Origin of the sequence: Curtobacterium pusillum (genome assembly GCF_013359865.1) — a bacterium.
GTDB lineage: Bacteria > Actinomycetota > Actinomycetes > Actinomycetales > Microbacteriaceae > Curtobacterium > Curtobacterium pusillum.
Genome location: NZ_JABMCE010000069.1, coordinates 1 through 22969, shown reverse-complemented (window position 1 = coordinate 22969; position 22969 = coordinate 1). Strand labels below are relative to the sequence as shown.

The 22969-nt window shown below is 71.4% G+C and carries 19 protein-coding genes and 1 pseudogene; 16 read left to right on the top strand and 4 right to left on the bottom strand.

What is annotated here, in order from left to right; translation table 11 throughout:
• Positions 1-82 precede the first annotated feature (82 nt).
• From HP507_RS06815 to HP507_RS17800, 3 genes are all read right to left on the bottom strand, one after another.
• The gene (locus HP507_RS06815) at positions 83-1954 is read right to left on the bottom strand and encodes a glycoside hydrolase family 2 protein (RefSeq protein WP_175351042.1); all 1872 of its coding nucleotides are present in this window, start codon (positions 1952-1954) and stop codon (positions 83-85) included.
• A 99-nt stretch (positions 1955-2053) separates the two neighbouring features.
• Positions 2054-2509, bottom strand: a complete 456-nt coding sequence (locus HP507_RS17805; protein ID WP_133520734.1) for a MaoC/PaaZ C-terminal domain-containing protein — start codon at positions 2507-2509, stop codon at positions 2054-2056.
• Between the two features lie 28 nt (positions 2510-2537).
• Entirely contained in the window at positions 2538-4016 is a 1479-nt protein-coding gene (locus HP507_RS17800; RefSeq protein ID WP_254700979.1) for a CHAD domain-containing protein, read from the bottom strand.
• Between the two features lie 156 nt (positions 4017-4172).
• Between HP507_RS17800 and HP507_RS06805 the strand changes: the two genes are divergently transcribed.
• Positions 4173-5477, top strand: a complete 1305-nt coding sequence (locus tag HP507_RS06805) for a phosphotransferase (RefSeq protein ID WP_175351040.1) — start codon at positions 4173-4175, stop codon at positions 5475-5477.
• A 102-nt stretch (positions 5478-5579) separates the two neighbouring features.
• On the opposite strand, the gene HP507_RS06800 is transcribed toward HP507_RS06805, so the two are convergent.
• Entirely contained in the window at positions 5580-5933 is a 354-nt protein-coding gene (locus HP507_RS06800; RefSeq protein ID WP_175351039.1) for a DUF1844 domain-containing protein, read from the bottom strand.
• Between the two features lie 272 nt (positions 5934-6205).
• Between HP507_RS06800 and infC the strand changes: the two genes are divergently transcribed.
• From infC to tyrS, 15 genes and pseudogenes are all read left to right on the top strand, one after another.
• Entirely contained in the window at positions 6206-6868 is a 663-nt protein-coding gene (gene infC / locus HP507_RS06795; RefSeq protein ID WP_175351038.1) for a translation initiation factor IF-3, read from the top strand.
• Positions 6869-6927: 59 nt separating this feature from the next.
• Complete coding sequence (gene rpmI, locus HP507_RS06790) at positions 6928-7122, top strand: 50S ribosomal protein L35 (protein WP_022903519.1); 195 nt, start codon at positions 6928-6930, stop codon at positions 7120-7122.
• A 28-nt stretch (positions 7123-7150) separates the two neighbouring features.
• Positions 7151-7534 carry a 50S ribosomal protein L20 gene (rplT, locus tag HP507_RS06785; RefSeq protein ID WP_017887975.1) on the top strand — a complete coding sequence of 128 codons (384 nt, stop codon included), beginning with the start codon at positions 7151-7153 and terminating at the stop codon, positions 7532-7534.
• Positions 7535-7610: 76 nt separating this feature from the next.
• Entirely contained in the window at positions 7611-8462 is an 852-nt protein-coding gene (locus HP507_RS06780; RefSeq protein WP_175351037.1) for a TrmH family RNA methyltransferase, read from the top strand.
• 32 nt (positions 8463-8494) lie between these two features.
• On the top strand, positions 8495-9535 hold the full coding sequence (gene pheS, locus HP507_RS06775) for a phenylalanine--tRNA ligase subunit alpha (RefSeq protein WP_175351036.1): 1041 nt from the start codon (positions 8495-8497) through the stop codon (positions 9533-9535).
• Entirely contained in the window at positions 9535-12027 is a 2493-nt protein-coding gene (gene pheT / locus HP507_RS06770; RefSeq protein WP_175351035.1) for a phenylalanine--tRNA ligase subunit beta, read from the top strand. Before pheS ends, pheT begins: the two co-directional genes overlap by 1 nt.
• A gap of 77 nt (positions 12028-12104) precedes the next feature.
• The gene (locus tag HP507_RS06765) at positions 12105-13202 is read left to right on the top strand and encodes an N-acetyl-gamma-glutamyl-phosphate reductase (protein ID WP_175351034.1); all 1098 of its coding nucleotides are present in this window, start codon (positions 12105-12107) and stop codon (positions 13200-13202) included.
• A 5-nt stretch (positions 13203-13207) separates the two neighbouring features.
• A complete protein-coding gene (argJ, locus tag HP507_RS06760; protein WP_376984410.1) occupies positions 13208-14398 on the top strand; it encodes a bifunctional glutamate N-acetyltransferase/amino-acid acetyltransferase ArgJ in 1191 nt (396 codons plus the stop codon).
• On the top strand, positions 14398-15429 hold the full coding sequence (gene argB, locus HP507_RS06755) for an acetylglutamate kinase (protein WP_175351032.1): 1032 nt from the start codon (positions 14398-14400) through the stop codon (positions 15427-15429). Before argJ ends, argB begins: the two co-directional genes overlap by 1 nt.
• Positions 15426-16649: an acetylornithine transaminase gene (locus HP507_RS06750; protein WP_175351031.1), complete on the top strand. Its 1224-nt coding sequence runs from the start codon at positions 15426-15428 to the stop codon at positions 16647-16649. The genes argB and HP507_RS06750 overlap by 4 nt, the downstream gene beginning before the upstream one ends.
• Positions 16646-17557: pseudogene (argF, locus tag HP507_RS06745) on the top strand (ornithine carbamoyltransferase); the annotation flags it as partial. The gene HP507_RS06750 and the pseudogene argF, both read left to right, overlap by 4 nt.
• A 120-nt stretch (positions 17558-17677) precedes the next feature.
• Complete coding sequence (locus HP507_RS06740) at positions 17678-18874, top strand: argininosuccinate synthase (RefSeq protein ID WP_175351029.1); 1197 nt, start codon at positions 17678-17680, stop codon at positions 18872-18874.
• A gap of 55 nt (positions 18875-18929) precedes the next feature.
• Positions 18930-20381, top strand: coding sequence for an argininosuccinate lyase (gene argH, locus HP507_RS06735; RefSeq protein WP_175351028.1), 1452 nt, complete (start codon positions 18930-18932; stop codon positions 20379-20381).
• A complete protein-coding gene (locus tag HP507_RS06730) occupies positions 20378-21073 on the top strand; it encodes a DNA-3-methyladenine glycosylase (RefSeq protein WP_175351027.1) in 696 nt (231 codons plus the stop codon). The genes argH and HP507_RS06730 overlap by 4 nt, the downstream gene beginning before the upstream one ends.
• 50 nt (positions 21074-21123) lie before the next feature.
• The gene (gene tyrS / locus HP507_RS06725; protein WP_175351026.1) at positions 21124-22437 is read left to right on the top strand and encodes a tyrosine--tRNA ligase; all 1314 of its coding nucleotides are present in this window, start codon (positions 21124-21126) and stop codon (positions 22435-22437) included.
• Positions 22438-22969 lie beyond the last annotated feature (532 nt).

Below are 22969 nucleotides of genomic sequence, written 5' to 3'. Positions count from 1 at the left end.
CAACGTGGGCGGTTTCCCGCAGCGCTGTTCCGCTGCGGGAAACCGCCCAGGTTGCGTTTCGGGGAGGGGAAGGGAGGAGCGGTCAGCGTCCGGTGACCGCCCGGCGGATCTGCTCGATCGGCACCTTCGGGGTGCGGTCGGCGTTGAGGAGGCCGTTCGTCTCCTGCATCGTGTCGGTCAGCTGCGTGTAGCAGGACCCCGCGAGGAACGAGCTCGCGCGGATCGCGTCGTACAGGGCCGTGATGCGGGCGATCCAGTCGTCGCCGTCCGCAGCGGTCGTGTAGCCCCAGCCGTCCTCGCGCTGAGCGCCCGGCTGGTAGTTGACGCCGCCGAACTCGGTGAGCATCACGGGCTGCCCGTGGTCGACAGCGCCCCCGACGAGGATCCGGCGGTCGGCGGGACCGATGCCGTTCACCAGGACGGTGCGTGCGACCTCGTCCGCGTACGTCGCGGCGAGGCGCGGTCCGTCGCCCTCGTAGTCGTGGACCGTGATGATGTCCGACTCCGGGTGCTCCCAGCCGTCGTTCGAGATGACCGGCCGCGTCGGGTCGATCGCCCGCGTGACGTCGGCCAGCGCACGGGCGTACGCCTGCTGAGCTCGGTCGGTCGCGATGTGCTGCACGCCCCAGCTCTCGTTCGCGGGTACCCAGGTCACGATCGACGGGTGCGAGGCGTCGCGCTCGACGGCGTCCATCCACTCGCGCATGAGCCGCTGCACCGCGCGCGGCGAGAAGGCGTAGGCGCCGGGTGCCTCGCCCCACACCAGGATGCCGAGCCGGTCCGCCCAGTACAGGAAGCGCGGGTCCTCGACCTTCTGGTGGTTGCGTGCTGCGTTGAACCCGAGCTCCTTGATGAGTTCGACCTCACGGCGGAGCGCCTCGCGTGACGGCGCCGCGATGTGGGAGTCCGGCCAGTAGCCCTGGTTGAGGACGCTGCGGACGTCGTAGCTCCGACCGTTCAGGAGGAACGCGCCGCCGTCGATGCCGACCGTGCGGACGCCGAAGTACGACGAGACGGCATCGATCGGCGCCGAGTCCGCACCGGCGTCCGCTGGCAGCAGGCTGACCGTCGCGTCGACGAGTCGCGGCGCTTCGGGCGTCCAGTGCAGCTCGTCCTCGGCCTGCCCGTTCGTCTGCCGCGCGATCGGCACGAGCACCTCGAACTCGTCGGAGGCGTCGCCGAGCGTGGTCTCGATCGTGGCGAGGGGCTCGTCGCGCTCGTCCCAGCGGGCGACGACCCGGAGGCGCTCGCCGCCGGTGCGGACCCCGTCGATGCGGACGGTGAGGCGCACGGTCTGGTGGTCGAGGTTCGTCCAGCGGAGGTACTCGATCGACGCGGTCGGTACGGCCTCGAGCCACACGGTCTGCCAGATCCCGGTCGTCCGGCGGTACCAGATCGCGTGCGGCTCCTCGTGCCAGTCCTGCTTGCCGCGAGGCTGCGTGAGGTCGTGCGGGTCGTCCTCGGCGCGGACGACGAGCGTGTGCGCAGCGTCGGGATCGGCTGCGAGCACCTCGGTCACGTCGAAGGAGAACGGGGTGTGGCCGCCCTCGTGCTCGCCGATGAACTGCCCGTCCATCCAGACCCGGGCGCGGTAGTCGACGGCGCCGAAGTGCAGCACGAGGCGGGGGGCCTCGGCGCCGTGTCCCGCGGCGTCGAGTTCGGCGCGGGTGATCGGCCGGGAGTACCAGACCACGGGGTGGAAGCCGGGCTCGTCGATGCCCGAGGCGACGGACTCCGGCGGGAACGGGACGACGATGTCCCGGGCCTCCGGGAAGCCGCCGCGCCAGTCGGCGTCATCGCCGTCGTTGCGGAACGACCACGTGCCGTCGAGGTCTGCCCAGTGCGGGCGGAGCATCTGGGGCCGGGGGTACGTGCCGTCCTGCCGGGAGGCGAGCGGGAGGGCCGGCGAGGGGGCGGTGTCAGGTGCGGCGACGATGCCGTCGAGCGTGCTCATGCTTCCATGCTGGCGGCGCTGTACATCGTTGTAAAGAGGTGTGCCACGATTCCTTGCCGGAACCACGATTCCTCGCCGGAAGGAGGGCAGCGGCGGCGCTCAGCCGATCGCGGCGTCGCGCGTGAGCACCATCACGTCCATGCGTCCCTGCTGGACGACCTCGCCGCGCTGGTTGCGGAGCGACACCGTCCGCTCGACGATGCCGGTCCTCCCCGAACTCGTCAGACGGGTGGACAGGATCTCGACGTCGCACGTCAGTGTGTCGCCGATGAACACCGGGGCGGTGAAGCGCCACTGGTCGATCCCGAGCAGTGCCACGGCCGACCCCTCGAACACCCCAGTGCGTGCAATGAGTCCGAGGCACAGCGACGTCCCGAGCAGCCCGTGCACGATGCGCTGCCCGTACCGGGTCTTCGCGGCGAACTCGACGTCGGTGTGGACCTGGTTGTTGTCGTTCGTCCACGAGGCGAACGACACCACGTCCGCCTCCGTGATCGTGCGACCCGGGGTCGTGAAGGTCTGTCCGGCGGCGAGGTCCTCGAGGTAGTGCGGCACCTGGTCATCCTCCCAGACCGGCGGCTCCTCACGCCCGCAGCCGTGCGAGCACCTTCCTCGCGCGGTCCCAGCCGCGCTCGACGGCGGCGTGCTCGGTCGTCGCCAGCGCCCCGTACCCGAACGTGTCCGCGCCACCACGAGCCGCGAGCTCCGCCAGCTCCCGGTACGCAGCGGTGGCATGGGCGGCGTCGAGCACCTCGCCGAGTGACTCCTGCACGCGCTTCAGCAGCCCGAGCCGGCGCTTCCCGAGGTCGGGCCCGTCGCCGGCGGCCTGCAGTGCGTAGCGCAGCCGTCGCGCTGCCTTCCGGACCTCGTGCAGTTCGTCGAGACCCTCGATGCGGTGCTCGAGCGTCTTCGCCACGCGGGCACGCTCCCGTCCCATGCGCCGCGCGGCGAACGTGGAGGCGTCGTCGTCCGCGTGCGGTCCAGCGGGTGCCCGCTCGATGAGGTCGTCGAGGTGGTCCAGCGCCGAGAACCACGCGGCCGAGCGCAGGGCGCGCCGCAGGTCCCCGGCCGCCGCGTTCCGTGACTCGGCGAGGTGCGCGCCGATCCGGTCGAGGGTCGCGGCGTCCACGTACCCCTCGGGTGCGCGGGCGGCGGTCCGCAGGAGGCGATCGCGCAGGACCTCGGCGTCCCGGGCGACCCCCGCCACCCGGGCCGTCTCGGCGAGCTCGGCGCGGAGGGTCTCCGTCGCGCCTCGGTCCAGCGCGCCACGGTACGCGGCGAGCACGCTCCGCAGTCGGCGCAGCACCTTCCGGAGGTCGTGCACGGACTCGTGCTCGTCCGCCCGCACACGCGGGTCGACCGCGACGAGGTCGGCCCGGAGGGACCGGAGCACCTCGCGCAGGGCCGCGGCCGCCGTCCCGCGCCGCGGACGCTTCGACGTCCCGCTCCGACGGAGGGGTTCGAGCCGGGGGCGGGACGCCGCAGGGCCGTGGTGGTCCCCGGGATCGTCCCCGCCGGGCTCCGCCGCGTCCGCCAGTGCCCGCTCTGCGGCACGAGCGACCGTCCCGTGGTGTCCATCGTCGCTCAGCGCCCACCACCGCGCCGACCGGAGCATCGCCGTGTCGGGGTCGCCCTCGTCCACGCGGACGTCGGCCACCTCGGCCCGGAGCCGCCCGTCGCGCCCGCGGAGCTCGACCAGGGTCGTCACCGTGTCGCGGACCCGCACCACCCGGAGCGCCCGACCACGGAGGAAGATCTCCACCGCGTCGCGCGGCACACGGTCCGCGTCGGGGTCGTCCCCGCCGTCGAGGTCCGGGGCGACCGGGACCGGCCCGTCCCCGCGGTCGACGGACCAGCCGGTATCCGAGCGGAGCAGCTCGACGCCCTCGGCCGCCAGGGCGCGGTCGTCCGTGTCCCACAACCGTTCCCGGAGCACGACGGGGTCGTACCGCCGGACGTCGTCGGCGAAGGGCTCGAGGGCGGGCAGCCGACGGTCGTCGGCGATGCGCCACGTGCAACGGGGGTCGGTGCGGCCGTGCGGCTCCTGGTTCGGGGTCTGCATGTCGACGAGTGTCGTCCGCTCCGGCCGACGCGGCACGCCACGCGACGCGTTCTGTGGACGCAGCACGCGATCATCCCGCTGTGGAGGGAGGAGCGAACGCACGCGAGACCGTGACCGCGGCGCCGCCCACAGCACCCGGCGCGTACGGTTCGCCCCATGAGCGACGCGGCACCCGACCAGGCCCCCGGCGAGCCCATCGACCGCACCGGCGCGCCCACCCACGCGCCGGACGACCGCACCCTCGCGGACTGGATCGCCCACCAGCGCTGGTACACCGCGAAGGGCACGAACCCACGGCTCCGCACGCTCGCGGAGACCGACGGCACCCGGCTCGTCCTCGACGACGCCCCCACGGGCCCGGTCCTCTACCAGGCACCCGTCACGCACGACGGGACCGGGACCCTCCGTGACGCGACCACCGACCCCGACTGGATCCGTGACCTCGCGGCCCGCATCGACGCCGATGACGAGAGCCTCCGGCCGATCGGCACGGTGACGGCCTCGCGGGTCCTCAGCGGTGAGCAGTCGAACACCTCCGTCATCTGCGACACAGAGGACGGCGAGCAGGTCATCGTGAAGGTCTTCCGCGTGCTGCACCACGGCGACAACCCGGACGTCACCACGCAGCTCGCGCTCTCCGCCGCCGGCAGCAGCCGGGTACCGCGGGTGTACGGCGCTCTCCGCAGCACCTGGCCCGACACCGGCCGCCCCGAGGGCATCGCCAGGGGGCACCTCGCGTTCGCGCAGGAGTTCCTCCCCGGCCTCGAGGACGCCTGGCGCGTGGCGCTCCGCGACGCCCGGCAGGGCACCTCGTTCGCGACCGAGGCGGACCGTCTCGGCGCCGCGCTCGCCGAGGTGCACCGGACCCTGGCCACGGCGCTCCCCACCGAACCCGCCGACGAGGAGCGCCGCACGACGGCGATCGCCGCCATGCACCGGCGCCTGGCCGCAGCAGCCCGCGAGGCCCCCGCGGTCGCCGCCCACGTCGACGCCGTCCGCGCGGTCTACGCCCGCGCCGAGCAGGCCGTGTGGCCGGACCTCCAGCGCATCCACGGGGACCTGCACCTCGGCCAGGTCCTCGCCGCCCCGGAGCCGCGCGGGTGGGTGTTCCTCGACTTCGAGGGCGAACCGCTCCGCCCGCTCGCCGAACGCTCCCTGCCCGACGTCACCCTCCGGGACGTCGCCGGCATGCTGCGGTCGTTCGACTACGTCGCCGGCGCGCTCGCGCAGGACGCCGACCCGGTCGACGCGGGGGAGTGGGCGCACGCCGCGCGCTCGGCGTTCCTCGACGGGTACCAGCGCGGGACGAGCGCGGACCTCCGCGCGCACCGCGAACTGCTCGACGCGTTCGAACTGGACAAGGCCGTCTACGAGGTCGTCTACGAGACCCGCAACCGCCCCGGCTGGGTCGGCATCCCGCTCGCAGCCGTCACCCGGTTGGTCGCGCGCAGCGCGGCCTGAGCGCGCGAACGCACCAACGGCTCGCGAAGGCGACACGGTGACGGACTGGAGGCGCGGTGCCAGCTGCTCCCGCGCCTCCAGTCCGTCAGTGGCTCGCGTCGGTCAGTTGACCGGCCCGGTGTACTTCTCGCCCGGGCCCGCCCCGGGCGCGTCCTGGATCGTCGACGCCTCGCGGAAGGCGAGCTGCACCGACCGCAGGCCGTCGCGCAGCGGACGGGCGTGGTGGTCGCCGATCTCCGTCGCCGCGGCCGTGACCAGGCCGGCGAGTGCGGTGATGAGCTTCCGGGCCTCGTCGAGGTCGGTCTGCTCCTGCGGGTCGTCGGCCAGGCCGACCTTCACCGCTGCGGCGCTGAGGAGGTGCACGGCGACGGTGTTGATCAGCTCGACCGCGGGCACCTCCGAGATGTCGCGGGCCTCCTCGGCGCCGGTGGGCTCGTTCGGCGGGGTGTCGGTCACGGTGCTCCTCTGCTAGACTCTGTCGCGGCAGATGCTGTCCGTGCGCCCTCGGGTGCTCGAACTGCGTCACGAAAGAGGAGTCTCTCCCACCCGCGGCCGTGCACCATCAGGCTACCGGGTCCCAACCGCTCCGCCGTGCTGGTCACCCACGCGGCAGGCTGCCCCCGCAGGGGTCGGCGTCGGGCGGCTGCCGAACGGGTCACGATCCGTGCGTCAGATCTCCTCTCTCGTGCCGTCGCCCAGGGCAAACGCCCCGGACGGCCACCACTTGATTGAAGGAGCTCCGCATTCCCGATCCCCGTACCAACGACCGAATCCGCGTCCCCGAGGTCCGACTCGTCGGTCCCCAGGGCGAGCAGGTCGGCGTTGTCCCCATCGCCGTCGCACTGCGCCTCGCGCAGGAAGCCGAGCTGGATCTGGTCGAGGTCGCGCCGAACTCGAAGCCGCCCGTGGCCAAGATCATGGACTACGGAAAGTTCAAGTACGAGGCCGCTCAGAAGGCCAAGGAAGCGCGTCGCAACCAGGTGAACACGGACCTCAAGGAAGTCCGTTTCCGCCTGAAGATCGACACGCACGACTACGAGACGAAGCGCAAGCGCGCCGAGGGCTTCCTCCTCGGTGGCGACAAGGTGAAGGCGATGATCCTCTTCCGTGGCCGCGAGCAGTCGCGTCCGGAGCAGGGTGTCCGTCTGCTCCAGAAGTTCGCCGAGGAGATCGCCGAGTTCGGTGTCGTCGAGTCGCGTCCGACCCAGGACGGCCGCAACATGACGATGATCATCGCCCCGCTCAAGAACAAGTCCGACGTCAAGGGCGAGCAGAACGCCAAGCGCGCTGCTCAGAAGGCCGAGCGTCGTGCGTCGGAGCACGCTGCCAAGGGCAAGGACGGCGCGGATGCGCCCGCCGAGTCCGAGCAGTCGGAGACTCCGGCCGAATAGGTCCCACCGACCGACCGCAACGACGCGGCTCCCCATCCATCCCACGGAAAGGCACCACCATGCCCAAGCAGAAGACCCACTCCGGGTCGAAGAAGCGCTTCAAGGTCACCGGCAGCGGCAAGATCATGAAGCAGCAGGCCGGTATGCGTCACAACCTCGAGGTCAAGAGCGCGAAGCGCAAGGCCCGCCTCAACGAGGACCAGGTCCTCGCCAAGGCTGACGCGAAGAACGTCAAGAAGCTCCTCGGCCACTGAGCCCCGCAGAACGTAAAGGAATAGATCAATGGCACGAGTAAAGAGAGCGGTCAACGCCGCCAAGAAGCGCCGCGTCATCCTCGAGCGCGCCGAGGGCTACCGCGGCCAGCGTTCGCGCCTGTACCGCAAGGCCAAGGAGCAGGTCACCCACTCCCTCGTCTACGCGTACCGCGACCGTCACGCGAAGAAGGGCGAGTTCCGTCGCCTCTGGATCCAGCGCATCAACGCTGCCTCGCGTGCGAACGGCCTCACCTACAACCGCCTCATCCAGGGTCTGAACCTGGCCGGCGTCGAGGTCGACCGTCGCATCCTCGCGGACCTCGCGGTGAACAACCCCGAGACGTTCACGGCGCTCGTCGAGACCGCCAAGAAGGCACTCCCGGCCGACACCTCGGCCCCGAAGGCCGCGTAGTCGGTCCTTCTGCTCGCGAAGCCCCCGTCGTTCCCGACGGGGGCTTCGTCGTTCCCGGGGTTCCTAGACTTGTGCCGTGAGCGATCTCCTCGAGAACCCCAGGGCCGGCCGTGTCCGTGCCGTCGCAGCGCTGTCGAAGAAGGACGTGCGCGCCGACACCGGACTGTTCCTGCTCGAGGGGCCGCAGGCGGTTCGCGAGGCGCTCGAGTACCGCCCGGAGCTCCTGCGCGAGCTGTACGTCACGCCGACGGCGGCCGCGCGCTACGGGCTCGACGACGCGGCGGTCGACACGTGGTTCGTGACGGAGCAGGTGCTCGACGCGATGGCGGACACGGTGACGCCGCAGGGCGTGGTCGCGGTGTGCCAGCAGTTCCCGACGTCGGTCAAGGACGTCTTCCCGGACTCGGCTGCGGACGCGGACGTCTCCGGCGATGCCGACCTGGAGGCGCGGGGCGGTCTGCCGGGGATCGTCGCCATCCTGGAGCAGGTGCGTGATCCCGGCAACGCCGGCACCATCATCCGTGCCGCGGACGCGGCCGGCGCCGACGCGGTCGTCCTCACCGGGCGCAGCGTCGACCCGTACAACCCGAAGGTCGTCCGGTCGACCACCGGCTCCCTGTTCCACGTGCCGGTGTCGGTGGGCGTCACGCTGGAGGACGCCGTCTCGCGCGCTCGGGCGCTCGGCTACACGGTCCTGGCAGCGGACGTGTCCGGAGACGACCTCCCTGACGTCCGTGCCGACGGCATGCTCGACGGCGCCACCGCATGGGTCTTCGGCAACGAGGCCCGCGGACTGACGTCGGAGGACCTCGCGCTCGTCGACCGCGCGGTCAAGGTGCCGATCTACGGGAAGGCGGAGTCGATGAACCTCGCCACCGCAGCGTCGGTGTGCCTGTACGAGTCGGCCTTCGCGCACCGGACGCGGTAGCGGTATCCCAGGGGCCGGTAGGCTTGGGTCTCGTGTCAGAACCTCTCGAGATCAGCGAATCGGCCGTCGCCGACGCGGTGGACCAGGCCCTCGCGGCGGTCCGCGCCACGACGACCGTCGCCGAGCTGAAGCAGGCCAGGGCCGAGCACACCGGTGAGCAGTCGCCGCTGGCGCGGATGAACGCGTCGATGCGCAGCGTGCCGCCGGAGCAGAAGGCCGCCGCCGGCAAGCTCGTCGGACGGGCCCGCGGGCAGGTGAACCAGGCGATCGCGTCGCAGGAAACCGTCCTGGCCGAGGCCGAGGAACGTGCCCGGCTCGACGCCGAACGCGTCGACGTCACCGCGCTCCCGAGCCGTCGCGCTCCCGGCTCCCGCCACCCGCTGTCGCTCCTCAACGAGACCGTCGCCGACATCTTCGTCGGCATGGGGTGGGAAGTGGCGGAGGGGCCCGAACTCGAGCACGAGTGGTTCAACTTCGATGCGCTGAACTTCGACCCGGACCACCCCGCGCGGGCCATTGCCGACACCATCTTCGTCGAGCCCGTCGACCGTCACCTGGTCATGCGCACCCACACCTCCCCGGTGCAGGTGCGGTCGCTGCTCTCGCGCGAGCTCCCGCTGTACGTTATCGCCCCGGGCCGGGTCTACCGTGCCGACGAGCTCGACGCCACGCACCTGCCGGTCTTCACCCAGGTCGAGGGCATCGCCATCGACAAGGGCCTGACGATGGCACACCTGCGCGGCACGCTCGAGCACTTCGCGCGCCAGATGTTCGGTGCCGAGGCGCAGATCCGCCTCCGCCCGAACTACTTCCCGTTCACCGAGCCCAGCGCCGAGATGGACGTGTGGCAGCCGAACGCCAAGGGCGGCGCGCGGTGGGTCGAGTGGGGTGGCTGCGGCATGGTCAACCCCAACGTCCTGCGTGCGGCCGGCATCGACCCGGCCGAGTACCAGGGCTTCGCGTTCGGCATGGGCATCGAGCGGACGCTGCAGTTCCGCAACGGCCTGAACGACATGCGTGACTTCCTCGAGGGCGACATCCGCTTCTCGCAGCAGTTCGGAACGGTGGTCTGATGCGCGTCCCACTCCGTTGGCTCGGTGAGTCCGTCGACCTCCCCGACGACGTCACCCTCGAGCACGTCCACGCGGCGCTCGTGTCGGTGGGCTTCGAGGAAGAGGACGTCCACACCTACGACCTGACCGGTCCGATCGTCGTCGGCCGTGTGCTCGAGCGCGAGCCCGAGCCGCAGAAGAACGGCAAGACGATCAACTGGTGCCAGGTGGACGTCGGGGAGTCCGAGCCCCGTGGCATCGTCTGCGGTGCGCACAACTTCGACGTCGGCGACCTCGTCGTGGTCACGCTGCCGGGCGCCGTGTTGCCCGGCCCGTTCCCGATCGCGGCGCGCAAGACCTACGGCCACGTGTCCGACGGCATGATCGCCTCGGCGCGCGAGCTGGGACTCGGCGACGAGCACGACGGCATCCTGCGCTTCGCCGACCTCGGCATGGAGCCCGAGGTCGGACAGGACGCCATCGCGCTCCTCGGTCTCGACGACGCCGCGGTCGAGATCAACGTCACCCCTGACCGCGGCTACGTCATGAGCATGCGCGGTGTCGCACGGGAGTACGCCCACGCCACGGGCGCGAGCTTCCACGACCCGGCGGACCGCGTCACGCCGCGCACCGCCGACGGCTTCGCGGTGACGATCGACGATCGGGCTCCGATCCGCGGCCGCCTCGGTGCGCACACCTTCGTCACGCGCGTGGTCCGCGGCATCGACCCCGCGGCCAAGACACCCGCGTGGATGGTCTCGCGGCTGGCCCTCGCCGGGGTGCGCTCGATCTCGCTGCCCGTCGACATCACGAACTACGTCATGTTCGAGCTCGGCCAGCCCCTGCACGGGTACGACCTGACGAAGGTGCAGGGCGGCCTCGGTGTCCGCCGGGCCGCGGCGGGCGAGACCCTGACGACGCTCGACGACGTCGAGCGGAAGCTCGACCCGGAAGACCTCGTGATCACCGACGACGCGGGCCCGGTCGGCCTCGCCGGCGTGATGGGCGGCGCCCGGACCGAGATCTCCGGCACCACGACGGACGTCCTGATCGAGGCCGCCGGTTTCGACCAGGTCTCGATCGCCCGCACCGCTCGTCGGCACAAGCTCCCGAGCGAGGCGTCCCGACGGTTCGAGCGCGGGGTCGACCCGCTCGTGGCCGAGGCGGCCGCGAACCGCGCCGTCGAGCTCCTCGTCGAGCTCGCCGGCGGCACGGCCGACACCCTCGGATCCACCCTCGTCGACACCACGCCGCGGCCGACCGTGACCATGCGGATCTCCCGACCTGCCGAGATGATCGGTGTCGAGTACACCGACGCCGAGGTCATCGACACGCTCCGCGCGATCGGTTCCAGGGTCGATGTCGACGGCGAGACGCTCGCCGTCACCCCGGCGTCCTGGCGTCCGGACCTCACCGACGACACCACCCTCGTCGAAGAGGTCGCACGCATCGTCGGCTACGACCGCATCCCGAGCGTCCTGCCCGTCGCCCCGCCCGGCCGGGGCCTGACCGGACACCAGCAGGCACGTCGTCGGGTCTCCGCGGCGCTGGCGGCCGACGGCCTGGTAGAGGTCGTCACGGCGCCGTTCGTGTCGCGGGCCACCCAGGACGCGTACCCGGGCATCGACGGCGAGGGCGGACCGAGCGTGGTGCTCGCGAACGCCCTCGACAGTGAGCAGAACCTCCTGCGGCGCAGCGGGCTGCCCGCGCTCGTGGACGCCGCGCGTCGCAACGTGTCCCGCGGGCTCGTGGACGTCGCCCTCTACGAGACCTCGCGCGTGTTCCTCCCGGTGCGGGGCGAGACGCTCGGTACCGAGACGGTCCCGGCCGGTGCCGCGCTGCCGGACCGCGAGACCCTGGCCGCGCTCGACGCATCCCTGCCGCCGCAGCCGTTCCACGTGTCCGCGCTGCTCACCGGCAACCGCGTCGTGAAGCAGCCGGGCGTCCAGCCCGAGCCGTACGGCATCGCGGACGCGCTGGACGTCGCCCGTGCCGTGGCCTGGGCCGTCGGCGTGGACCTCGACGTGGCGCAGACCACCCACCCGTCCCTGCACCCGGGCCGTGCGGCCTCGCTCCTCGTGGGCGACGCCGTGGTGGGTGTCGCGGGCGAACTCCTGCCCGAGCTCACCGAGGCGGCGGTCCTGCCGCGCGTCGTCGCGGTCGTCGAACTCGACCTCGACGCGCTGGTCGCCGCAGCACCCGAGCTCGTCTCGGTGGCGCCGATCGTGTCCTACCCGGCGGCGACGCAGGACCTCTCGCTGGTGGTCGCGGCCGATGTCCCGGCGGGCGATGTACTGGATGCGGTACGGACTGGTGCGGGGGAGCTCTTGGAGTATGCTCGCCTCGTGGACGACTACCGGGGCACCGGCGTGGACGAGGGACAGAAGTCCCTCACGTTCGCGCTGCGCTTCCGCGCCACGGACCGCACGCTGACCGCTGCCGAGGCCACCCAGGCCCGCGACGGCGCCGTCCGACGTGCCGGCGAGCGATTCGGGGCGACCCTGCGCGACTGATCCCATCGGGACCAGCACCGCCCGGGGCCGCCGCCTCCGACTCTCTCGACGACCAGTCCGACCAAAGGTGGAATCCCATGTCCGTATCCGTCGCCGTGGCGGGAGCCTCCGGCTACGCGGGCGGTGAGCTCCTGCGCGTGCTCTCCGGCCATCCCGAGTTCGACGTCAGGACGGTGACGGCGTTCTCGAACGCCGGACAGCCGCTCATCGCGACGCAGCCGCACCTCCGCTCGCTGTCGCACCTGACCCTGGTCGAGACGACGGCGGAGAACCTGCGCGGGCACGACGTGGTGTTCCTGGCGCTTCCGCACGGTCAGTCCGGGGCGATCACCGCCGAGCTGGGCGACGACGCCCTCGTCGTGGACTGCGGCGCGGATCACCGCCTGACCGACCCGGCCGCCTGGGAAGCGTTCTACGGCGGCGACTACCACGGCGCCTGGACCTACGGCCTCCCGGAGCTGCTGCACGCGGCCCCGACGCCGGGCTCGGCGGACGAGTGGCGCGACGTCGACGACATCCAGGCGCTGGGTCGCCAGCGGTCCGCGCTCGTCGGCACGAAGCGGATCGCGGTCCCCGGCTGCAACGTGACCGCGGTGACGCTCGGCATCCAGCCGGGCATCCAGGCCGGGCTCGTCGAGTCGGACGACATCGTCGCCGTGCTGAGCGTCGGCCCGAGCGGTGCCGGCAAGAAGCTCGCGACGACCTACCTCGCGTCCGAGATCATGGGTTCCGCCAGCGCCTACGCGGTCGGCGGGAAGCACCGGCACATCCCGGAGATCCAGCAGAACCTCGAGGTCGCCGGCGCGTCGGACGTGACCATCTCGTTCACGCCCGTCCTCGTTCCGATGTCACGGGGCATCCTCGCGACGACCACCGCGAAGCTCGCCCCCGGGGTGAGCGCCCGCGACGTCCGACTGGCGTGGGAGCAGGCCTACGCCGACGAGCCCTTCGTGCACCTCCTGCCCGAGGGGGAGTTCCCCCGGGTCGCCGACACGATCGGGGCGAACACGGCCCTGGTCGGGATCGCAGTGGACGAGGCCGCAGGCCGGGTCGTCGCGGTCAGCGCCCTCGACAACCTGGCGAAGGGCACCGCGGGTGCCGCCGTCCAGTCGACGAACATCGCCCTGGGCTTCCCGGAGACCCTCGGCCTCAGCGTGGACGGAGTCGCACCGTGACCGACGTGACCGACAGCACCCAGACCGAGCCGCGCCTCCAGGGCGTCACCGCGGCAGCGGGCTTCCGCGCGGCCGGCGTGACCGCAGGACTGAAGCCGAGCGGCAAGCCCGACGTGGCCCTCGTCGTCAACGACGGCCCCCGGGCGGCGGTCGCCGCCGTCTTCACGAGCAACCGCGCGCAGGCGCACCCCGTCATCTGGTCGCGTCAGGTGGTCGGTGACGGTGTCGCGCGTGCGGTCGTCCTCAACTCAGGAGGCGCGAACTGCTTCACGGGTCCGTTCGGCTTCCAGACCACCCACCTCACGGCGGAAGCCGTCGGCGATGCGCTCGGCATCGGTGCCGGTGACGTCGTGGTGTGCTCGACCGGGCTGATCGGCGTCGGCGGTCAGGCGTTCCGGGACACCGTCCTCAAGGGTGTCGACCTCGCGAGCGCCGCCCTCACCGCCGACGGTGGTCCCGATGCCGCCACGGCGATCATGACGACCGACACGAAGCCGAAGCAGTCCGTCGTCACCGAGGACGGCTGGACCGTCGGCGGTATGGCGAAGGGGGCGGGCATGCTCGCTCCGGGCCTCGCGACGATGCTCGTGGTCATCACCACGGACGCGGTCCTCGGATCGGACGAGCTCGACCAGGCGCTCCGGGCGGCCACCCGGGTGACCTTCGACCGCGTCGACTCCGACGGCTGCATGTCCACCAACGACACGGTCGTGCTGCTCTCCTCCGGGGCGAGCGGTGTCACGCCCGAGGTCGGCGACTTCCAGGAAGCGCTGACGGCCGTCTGCGCCGATCTCGCGCGGCAGCTGCAGCAGGATGCCGAGGGCGCGAGCCACGACATCGCGATCGAGGTCGTGAACGCCGCGAGCGAGGACGACGCGGTCACGGTCGGTCGGAGCGTCGCGCGCAACAACCTGTTCAAGGCCGCTGTGTTCGGCAACGACCCGAACTGGGGAAGGGTCCTCGCGGCGATCGGCACGACCGACGCCGAGTTCGACCCGTACGCCGTGGACGTCACGATGAACGGCGTGCGCGTCTGCCACGCCGGCGCACCGGACCAGCCGAGCGACAGCGTCGACCTGACCCCTCGGGACACCCACGTGCTCATCGACCTCGGGGTCGGACCGTACGCGGCGACGATCCTCACCAACGACCTCACGCACGACTACGTGCACGAGAACAGCGCGTACTCCAGCTGATGGCCGACGACAGCGTCCTCTCGAAGGAAGAAGAGCACGAGCTCGCGACCGTCAAGGCCGCGACGCTCATCGAGTCCCTGCCGTGGCTGAAGCGGTTCTCGGGCAAGATCGTCGTCGTCAAGTTCGGTGGCAACGCCATGGTGAACGACGACCTCAAGCGCGCGTTCGCCGAGGACATGGTCTACCTGCGCTACGCCGGACTCCACCCGGTCGTCGTGCACGGGGGCGGCCCGCAGATCTCGGCGGCGCTCAAGGAGCAGGGCATCGAGTCCGAGTTCCGCGGCGGCTACCGCGTCACCACGACCGAGGCGATCTCGGTCGTCCGCGACGTCCTGGCGGGCGAGGTCAACCGCGAGATCGTCGACCTGATGAACGAGCACGGCGAGGGCCTGGCCGTCGGCGTGTTCGGCGACGGCGGTTCGCTGTTCACCGGCGAGAAGAAGGGCGTCGTCGTCGACGGGGAGTACTTCGACCTCGGACACGTCGGCGACATCACCCACGTGGACCCGTCCGGGGTCCTCGCCGCGATCGAGGCCGGGCGCATCCCGGTGGTCTCGAGCATCGCCATCGACGACGCCCACCCGGACCAGGCGCTCAACGTGAACGCGGACGCCGCGGCCGGGGCACTCGCGATCGCGCTCAAGGCGTCGAAGCTCATGATGCTGACGGACGTGCCCGGGCTGTACCGCAACTGGCCGGACCGCGACTCGATCGTCGACCTCATCGCGGTCGAGGAGCTCCGCGAGCTGCTCCCGTCGCTCGAGTCGGGGATGATCCCGAAGATGACGGCGTGCCTCGACGCGGTGGTCGGCGGGGTCGGCGGCGCGACGATCATCGACGGCCGGATCCCGCACTCGATCCTCCTCGAGGTCTTCACGCTCCGGGGGGCGGGCACCGAGGTGATCCCGGACCCGAGCCGTCGCACCGAGAACCAGATGACCCACGCGGAGATCGGCCGACGCGTCGCAGCGCCGAGCACTCCCGCGGGGAAGCACGAATACGACACGACCGGAAAGGGACACGAGCAGTGAGCACCGAGACGCAGACCGAGAGCTGGAACGACCGGTTCGGGGCGTCGCTCATGCGATCCCTGACACCGCCGAAGATCATGCTCGAGCGCGGCCAGGGCTGCCGCGTCTGGGACGTCGAGGGCAAGGAGTACCTCGACTTCCTCGCCGGCATCGCGGTGAACTCCCTCGGGCACGCGCACCCCGCGCTGGTCGAGGCGATCACGGACCAGGCCGCGAAGCTCGTGCACGTCTCGAACTACTTCGCGACGCCGCCGCAGCTCGAGCTCGCCGAGCGCCTCAAGCGCATCACGGGTGCGGGCGAGGCCGGTCGCGTGTACTTCGGCAACTCCGGCGCCGAGGCGAACGAGGCCGCGTTCAAGCTCGCGCGCCTGAACAAGGGCGCCGACGGCCGGAGGACCCGCATCCTCGCCCTGAAGCAGGGCTTCCACGGCCGCACGATGGGCGCGCTCGCGCTCACCGGCAAGCCCGCACTGCAGCAGGACTTCCTGCCGATGGTGCCGGGTGTCGAGCACATCGACTCGACGGTCGCCGCGCTCGAGGAGTCGATCGACGACACCGTCGCCGCACTGGTCATCGAGCCGATCAAGGGCGAGGCGGGCGTGGTCGACCTGCCCGAGGGCTTCCTGCAGGCCGCTCGTCGCCTGACCGAGGAGCACGGCGCGCTGCTGATCCTCGACGAGATCCAGACCGGCGTGGGACGGACCGGCAACTGGTTCGCGTTCCAGGGTCACGGCTTCGAGCCCGACGCGGTCACGGTGGCGAAGGGCATCGCCGGCGGGTTCCCGATCGGCGCGCTCGTGACGTTCGGCTGGGCGTCCGACCTGTTCTCGGCGGGCCAGCACGGCTCGACCTTCGGCGGCAACCCGCTCGGCACGCGCGTCGCGAACGCGGTGCTCGCCGAGATCGAGCGCGCCGACCTGGTCGCCGGTGCGGTCACGAAGGGGGAGCGGATCCGAGCGGGCATCGCGAGCATCGCCTCGCCCCTCGTGGAAGAGGTCCGCGGAACCGGTCTGCTCATCGGTGTCGGCCTGACCGCCCCCGTCGCGGCCGCCGTCAACGCCGCCGCGCTCGAACGCGGTCTCATCATCAACGCCCCGAACGAGTCGAGTCTGCGCATCGCGCCGCCGCTCGTCGTGTCCGACGCCGAGATCGACGAGTTCGTGTCGATCCTCGCCCAGAGCCTTGCGGCCGTCGCCGCCGCAGAGGAGACCTCCGCATGACCCGCCACTTCCTCCGGGACGACGATCTCAGCCAGGCCGAGCAGTCCGCGATCCTCGACCTCGCCGAGCAGATGAAGGCCGACCGCTGGGGCTCGAAGCCCCTCGCGGGTCCGCAGAGCGTCGCGGTGATCTTCGACAAGTCGTCGACTCGTACCCGGGTGTCCTTCCACGTCGGCATCTCCGACCTCGGCGGCAGCCCGCTCATCATCTCGACGGCGAACAGCCAGCTCGGCGGCAAGGAGACCCCGTCGGACACCGCCCGCGTGCTCGAGCGCATGGTGTCCGCGATCGTCTGGCGCACGTACGGGCAGGCCGGCCTCGAGGAGATGGCGGCGAACACCAGCGTCCCCGTGGTGAACGCCCTGTCGGACGACTTCCACCCGTGCCAACTCCTCGCCGACCTCCTGACCATCCGTGAGCACCGGGGGACCCTCGCGGGCCAGACCGTGGCGTTCATCGGCGACGGGGCGAGCAACATGGCGCAGTCCTACCTGCTGGCCGGCGCCACCGCGGGCATGCACGTCCGGGTCGCGGCGCCGGCCGAGTTCTCCCCGGCGGCAGAAGTCGTCGCGGACGGCGAACGCCGCGCGGCGGAGACCGGCGGCTCGGTCCTCGTCGTGACCGACCCGGTCGCGGCCGTCGCCGGGGCGGACGTCGTCGTGACCGACACCTGGGTGTCCATGGGCAAGGAGGACGAGAAGCAGGCCCGACTCGACACCTTCAACGGGTACCGCGTCGACGACGCCCTCATGGCGCACGCCGCCGACGACGCGGTCTTCATGCACTGCCTTCCGGCGGACCGGGGCTACGAGGTCACCGCCGAGGTCATCGACGGCCCGCGGAGCATCATCTGGGACGAGGCGGAGAACCGTCTGCACGCCCAGAAGGCGCTCCTCGCCTGGCTCCTGGCAGCGAACGCGACCACCGCGAACGCGACCACCGCGAACGCGACCACCGCGAACGCGAGCACCGCGACCACCGCGACCGCGACCACCGCGACCGCGACGGCCTGACCGAGGGAGACCCACGTGGCAGACCGCGTCGTCCTCGCGTACTCCGGCGGCCTCGACACCTCCGTCGGGATCGGCTGGCTGCGTGACGCCACGGGCAAGGACGTCGTCGCGCTCGCGGTCGACGTCGGTCAGGACGGCGAGGACCTGGACGCGGTGCGCCAGCGCGCGCTCGACTGCGGCGCGGTCGAGTCGATCGTCGTCGACGCGAAGGACGAGTTCGCCGACGACTACCTCGTGCCGGCGCTCAAGGCGAACGCGCTGTACCAGAAGCGCTACCCGCTGGTGTCCGCGCTGAGCCGTCCGCTGATCGCGAAGCACCTCGCCCTCACCGCGAGGCAGCTCGGCGCGGACAGCGTGGCGCACGGCTGCACCGGCAAGGGCAACGACCAGGTCCGGTTCGAGGCCGCCGTCGCCGCGATCGCCCCGGACCTGACGAGCGTCGCGCCCGTCCGTGACCTCGCGCTCACCCGCGACGAGGCGATCGCCTACGCCCAGCAGCACGACCTGCCGATCGAGCAGTCCGAGCGATCGCCGTACTCGATCGACCAGAACGTGTGGGGCCGAGCGGTGGAGACCGGCTTCCTCGAGGACCCGTGGAACGCCCCGACCGAGGACCTCTACGCGTACACGCAGGACCCGACCGTCCCACGCGAGCCGGACGAGGTGACGATCACCTTCGAGCAGGGTGTCCCGGTCGCCATCGACGGACAGCGGTTCAGTGTGCTGCGCGTCGTGCAGGAACTGAACGCCCTCGCCGGGAAGCACGGGGTCGGCCGGATCGACGTCGTCGAGGACCGGCTCGTCGGCATCAAGTCGCGCGAGGTGTACGAGGCCCCGGCCGCGATCGCCCTCATCGCCGCGCACGAGGAGCTCGAGAGCCTCACGCTCGAACGCGACGTGCGCCGCTACAAGCGGAACGTCGAGTCGGAGTGGGCCGACCTGGTCTACGACGGCCTGTGGTTCGGGGGGTTGAAGCGCAGCCTCGACGCCTTCGTCGACCACACCCAGCTGCACGTCTCGGGTGACGTCCGGCTGCGGCTCCACGGCGGTCGCGCGGTCGTGACGGGTCGTCGGTCGAGCCAGAGCCTCTACGACTTCGACCTCGCGACGTACGACAGCGGTGACACGTTCGACCAGTCCCAGGCGAAGGGCTTCATCGACATCTGGTCGCTGCCGAGCAGGATCTCCGCCCGACGCGACCAGGCGAACTGACCGAGCACCGAGCACCGAGCACCGAGCACCACGACCGAACGACGAGAGAACAGACGTGACCGACGCGAACCAGCCCGCAGCCAAGACCGACGCCACCAACACGGGCGCCCTCTGGGGCGGCCGCTTCGCGGACGGCCCGAGCGCCGAGCTCGCCGCCCTCTCCCGGTCGACGCAGTTCGACTGGCAGCTCGCCCCCTACGACATCGCCGGCTCGCGCGCTCACGCGCGAGCGCTCCACACCGCCGGGTACCTGACCGCCGACGAGCTGGACCGGATGCTCGCCGGCCTCGATCGTCTGCTCGAACAGCACACGTCCGGCGAACTGCAGCCAGCGGACGGCGACGAGGACGTCCACGGAGCCCTCGAGCGGCTGCTCATCGCAGACCTCGGTCCCGAGCTCGGCGGCAAGCTCCGCGCCGGCCGGAGCCGCAACGACCAGATCGCGACGCTCGGCCGCATGCACATGCTCGACCACGGGCGTCGCATCGGGCACCTCGTGATCGACCTCGTCGACGCGATCTCCCAGCAGGCGAACGAGCACCCGGGCGCCATCATGCCGGGCCGCACGCACCTGCAGCACGCGCAGCCGGTCCTCCTCGCGCACCACCTCCTGGCGCACGCGTGGCCGCTCGTCCGCGACCTCGAACGCCTCCGTGACTGGGCGGGTCGTGCCAGCGTCAGCCCGTACGGTGCCGGGGCGCTGGCCGGCAGCTCGCTCGGCCTCGACCCGTCGGCGATCGCGCGGGAGCTCGGGTTCGACCGTCCGGCGGACAACTCGATCGACGCGACGGCCGCGCGTGACGTCGTGGCGGAGTTCGCGTTCGTCCTCGCGCAGATCGGCATCGACGTGTCCCGCCTGGCGGAGGAGATCATCCTCTGGAACACGAAGGAGTTCGGTTTCGTCCGTCTCCACGACGCGTTCTCGACCGGGTCGAGCATCATGCCGCAGAAGAAGAACCCGGACATCGCCGAGCTCGCGCGCGGCAAGTCCGGCCGGCTGATCGGCAACCTGACGGGGCTGCTCGCGACGCTCAAGGGCCTCCCGCTGGCGTACAACCGCGACCTCCAGGAGGACAAGGAACCGGTGTTCGACTCCGTCGCCCAGCTCGAGGTCCTGCTCCCGGCGTTCACCGGCATGGTCGCGACGCTGTCGTTCGACACCGACCGGATGGCCGAGCTGGCGCCGCAGGGCTTCTCACTCGCCACGGACGTCGCGGAGTGGCTGGTCAGGCAGGGCGTCCCGTTCCGGGACGCGCACGAGATCTCCGGCGCGCTCGTCCGGCACTGCGAGGAGCGCGGGATCGAGCTCGACGAGCCGACGGACGACGACTACCGGACGGTCTCCGAGCACCTCACGCCCGAGGTCCGCGACGTCCTCACGATCGAGGGCAGCGTCGCGTCGCGCGCCGGCGTCGGTGGCACGGCACCGGACCGAGTCGCCGAGCAGCTCTCGTCGCTCACGCGCCGCGTCCACGACCTCGCCGAGGGCGCTCCGTTCACGCGATGACCAACCCGACGCTCGCGCTCCTCTCCGAGTCGGCGCCGGTCTCGGCCCCAGCGCTCCTCGGAGCGACGATCGCGGGCAAGGGCGTGACCCTGCTCGTCACCGAGGTCGAGGCGTACTTCGGGCCCACCGACCCCGGATCGCACGGGCATCGTGGTCCGACCCCGCGCAACCGGCATCTGTTCGGGCCGCCGGGCACGCTCTACGCGTACCGCTCGTACGGCATCCACACGTGCGTCAACGTGGTGAGCGGGCCGGCCGGGACCTCCTCGGGTTCCCTGCTCCGGGGCGCCCGGGTGGTCGACGGCATCGAGACGGCCCGCGGACGACGCGGTCCCTCCGTCTCGGACGTCGCATTGGCGCGCGGGCCCGGCAACCTCGGCGGCGCCCTCGGTGCCGTCCTCGGCGAGGACGACGGCACGGGGCTCCTCGACGGTTCCGGCCCGTACGTGCTCACGCTGGCTCCCGGCCTGGAGGCGCGGCTCGCCTCCGCCGGACCGGCCCGCGTCATCGAGGAGCTCCTGTCCGAGACTGTGCCCGGCCCGACCGGGACCGGTCCGGTCCCACGGATCTCGCGGGGGCCGAGGACCGGCGTCGGCGGCATCGCCGGCGGCGCCAGCTTCCCCTGGCGTTTCTGGCTCACGGGCGACCCCACGGTGTCGACGTACCGACGCCACAAGGGCGCCCTCGACTGACCGTCTCGACCCGCGCCTCCCGCCCCGCCCCGCGCCGCTACGATGGCTGGGTGTCCAGTGAATCCGCTCACGATGTCCTGACGCGCCAGCAGAACGACCCGACCTTCGCCTCGGTCTGGGACGAACTGCGCTGGCGCGATCTGGTGCACGTCTCCACCGACGAGACGGCACTCAAGGAGGCCCTCGCCGGCGAGCCGATCACGTACTACTGCGGCTTCGACCCGACTGCCGCGTCACTGCACTGCGGCAACCTGCTGCAGCTGCTGACGATGCGCCGGATCCAGCTCGCGGGGCACCGGCCGCTGGCGTTGGTCGGCGGCTCGACCGGACTGATCGGCGATCCGCGTCCGACGGCCGAGCGCACGCTGAACACCCGCGAGACCGTCGCTGACTGGGTGACCCGCCTGCAGGGGCAGGTGTCGCGGTTCCTCAGCCCGGACGGCGACAACGGCGTCCGGCTGGTGAACAACCTCGACTGGACGGCGCCGCTGTCGGCGATCGACTTCCTGCGTGACATCGGGAAGTACTTCCGGGTGAACTCGATGCTCAAGAAGGACGCGGTCGCTGCGCGGCTGAACTCCGACGCGGGGATCAGCTACACCGAGTTCAGCTACCAGATCCTCCAGGGGCTGGACTACCGCGAGCTGTTCCTGCAGTACGGGTGCACGCTGCAGACCGGCGGTTCGGACCAGTGGGGCAACCTGACCTCGGGGACGGAGCTCATCCGGCGGACCGAGGGCAAGGCGGTGCACGCGCTCGGGACGCCCCTCATCACGAACTCCGACGGCACGAAGTTCGGCAAGAGCGAGGGCAACGCGATCTGGCTCGACCCGGAGATGACGTCGCCGTACGCGTTCTACCAGTTCTGGCTCAACACGGCGGACGCCGACGTGATCCCCCGGTTGCGGCAGTTCACGTTCCTGTCGCGTGCCGAGATCGAGCGCCTCGAGCAGGCCGTGGCCGACGAACCGTTCCGGCGAGAGGCGCAACGGACGCTGGCGTTCGAGGTGACCGCGGTCGTGCACGGGGTCGAGGCGACGCAGGCGGCGATCGACGCCTCCGCGGCGCTGTTCGGCAACGGTGACCTCGGGGCGCTCGACACCGAAACGCTGCGGTCGGCGATCGCCGAACTCCCGGGTTCCGTCGCGCTCCCCGGGGATGCCGATGTCGCCCGGGCGCTCGTCGATACCGAGCTCGTGAAATCCCTCGGCGAGGCCCGGCGGGCGATCGACCAGGGCGGCGTGTACGTGAACAACGCTCGCGCCGAGGACCCGGCGGCACCGCTGTCGGACCTCGCGCTGCCCGGGGGAGTGCTCGTGCTCCGTCGTGGCAAGAAGACCCTCGCCGGCGTGACGCTCTCCTGATCGTCGCCGGCCCGTCGATGCCCGGTTCCCGTGGTGGGAGCCGGGCATCGCTGCGTTCGGGCGGCACGTGTTGCAGAACGCGACACGCCCGGGATGTGGGGGGAGTTGGCGCTCCGGCCCAGTGCTGCGTAAAGTTCTTACTCGTCACCCCAAAGGTGCGGCGGAGCGGCTGGAGCGAGAGCCCAGAGCCTGCCGGCCCTCAAGCGGGACCATCCTCCACTGAAGTTCAGAACTGGCCTTGCGCCGGATCGCTTCGACGCCTAGGATGACTACTCCACCGGTTCTCTCCCTCGGGATGAGCCACTCGACCTCCGGGTCGGACGCAGGTCGCTCGACCTGGCCGGTGACACCAAGAACGAATGCCTCTCTGGCGAAGCTCGTGTGACGAGTGGAGTGGGGAGTGCGTCTGGTCCTTGAGAACTCAACAGCGTGCACATTGTCAATGCCAATTTATTGACCCCGTGCGTGATCAGCTTCGGCTGTGATCGTCGGAGACAATTCCTTTTGGATTGAAGATTGTCCAGTGGACAGT

Excerpts from the sequence above, each read along its gene's own strand:
- HP507_RS06805 (WP_175351040.1), top strand. The coding sequence starts at position 4,173 with ATGAGCGACGCGGCACCCGACCAGGCCCCCGGCGAGCCCATCGACCGC.
- pheT (WP_175351035.1), top strand. The coding sequence starts at position 9,535 with ATGCGCGTCCCACTCCGTTGGCTCGGTGAGTCCGTCGACCTCCCCGAC.
- HP507_RS06730 (WP_175351027.1), top strand. The coding sequence starts at position 20,378 with ATGACCAACCCGACGCTCGCGCTCCTCTCCGAGTCGGCGCCGGTCTCG.
- HP507_RS06815 (WP_175351042.1), bottom strand. The coding sequence starts at position 1,954 with ATGAGCACGCTCGACGGCATCGTCGCCGCACCTGACACCGCCCCCTCG.
- HP507_RS06765 (WP_175351034.1), top strand. The coding sequence starts at position 12,105 with ATGTCCGTATCCGTCGCCGTGGCGGGAGCCTCCGGCTACGCGGGCGGT.
- rpmI (WP_022903519.1), top strand. The coding sequence starts at position 6,928 with ATGCCCAAGCAGAAGACCCACTCCGGGTCGAAGAAGCGCTTCAAGGTC.
- argB (WP_175351032.1), top strand. The coding sequence starts at position 14,398 with ATGGCCGACGACAGCGTCCTCTCGAAGGAAGAAGAGCACGAGCTCGCG.
- rplT (WP_017887975.1), top strand. The coding sequence starts at position 7,151 with ATGGCACGAGTAAAGAGAGCGGTCAACGCCGCCAAGAAGCGCCGCGTC.
- HP507_RS17800 (WP_254700979.1), bottom strand. The coding sequence starts at position 4,016 with ATGCAGACCCCGAACCAGGAGCCGCACGGCCGCACCGACCCCCGTTGC.